At 74.0% G+C, this 1,236-nt stretch carries 2 protein-coding genes; both read left to right on the top strand.

Annotated elements, in window-relative coordinates; genetic code table 11:
• A partial coding sequence (locus H5J30_RS34205) for an ATP-binding protein DrrA1-3 family domain-containing protein (protein WP_181791704.1) occupies nucleotides 1–511 on the top strand: 511 nt, incomplete at its 5' end.
• Nucleotides 504–1,236 (top strand): ABC transporter permease (locus H5J30_RS34200; protein WP_181791703.1); only part of this gene is annotated, 733 nt, incomplete at its 3' end. The genes H5J30_RS34205 and H5J30_RS34200, both read left to right, overlap by 8 nt.

The raw sequence follows: 1,236 nt of genomic DNA, 5'->3' as shown, positions 1-1,236 counted from the left end.
CATGCGCCGCCGCCTCGACCTCGCGGCGGGCCTGGTCGGCGAGCCCTCCGTGATCTTCCTCGACGAGCCGACCACCGGCCTCGACCCCCGCAGCCGCCAGGCCGTCTGGGACGAGGTGCGCAGCCTGGCCGACGGCGGCGTCACGGTCTTCCTGACCACGCAGTATCTGGAGGAGGCCGACCGCCTCGCCGACCGCATCGCGCTCCTCGACGGCGGCCGGCTCGTCGCCGAGGGCACGGCGGCGGAGCTGAAGCAGCAGGTCTCCGCCGAGCGGCTGGACCTCACGCTGGTCTCACCGGAGGCGTACGAGAAGGCGGCCCACGCCCTGGACCACCTCGCCGTCCGCCGCGACCCGGGCACCCGCACCCTGGGCGTCACCACCGACGGCCGGGCCGCGCACATACGCGACCTGCTGGACGCCATCGACCCCGACCGCACCCAGATCGAGCGCTTCGCCGTGCACTCCGCGACGCTCGACGACGTCTTCCTGAAGGTGACCCGCGATGGCTGACGCCCTGACCCACTCGGTGACGATGGTCGGCCGCTCCGTGCGGCTCAGCTCCCGCAACCCCGACGCCGTGATCACGGCGCTGGCGCTGCCCGTGCTGCTCATGCTCGTCTTCGTCTACCTCTTCGGCGGCGCGATCGACACCGGCGGGGGCTACGGGCGCTACGTGGACTACGTGGCCCCCGGCGTCCTCGTCCTGTGCGCCGGCTTCGGCGCCGGCACGACGGCGATGAGCGTCGCGGACGACATGAAGGGCGCCGTCATCGACCGCTTCCGCTCCCTCGACGTCGGCGGCACCGCCGTCCTCGCCGGCCACGTCGCCGCCAGCGTCGTGCGGAACCTGGCCGCCACGGTGCTGGTCTTCGGGGTCGCCTTCGCCATCGGCTTCCGCCCGGACGCGGGCGTCGGCGGCTGGCTCGCGTCGGCGGGCATCCTGCTGGCGGTGATCACGGCCATATCGTGGGTGGCGGCGGCCGTCGGCCTGCTGGCCAACTCGCCGGAGGCGGCGGGCGGCTTCACGTTCTTCCTCGCCTTCCTGCCGTACCCGTCCAGCGCCTTCGTCCCGGTCGACTCGATGCCGGGCTGGCTGCACGGCTTCGCCGAGCACCAGCCGCTGACACCGGTGATCGAGTCGCTGCGGGGGCTGCTGCTGGGCCAGTCGGTGGGCAGCAGCCCGTGGGAGGCGCTGGCGTGGTGCGCGGCGCTGACGGCGGCGTCGGTGGCGGCAG

The sequence above is a fragment of the Streptomyces phytophilus genome, from assembly GCF_013870535.1.
Classification (GTDB): domain Bacteria; phylum Actinomycetota; class Actinomycetes; order Streptomycetales; family Streptomycetaceae; genus Streptomyces; species Streptomyces phytophilus.
Note: the sequence above shows the minus strand (reverse complement) of the source record. Positions and strands in the feature narration are given on the sequence as shown.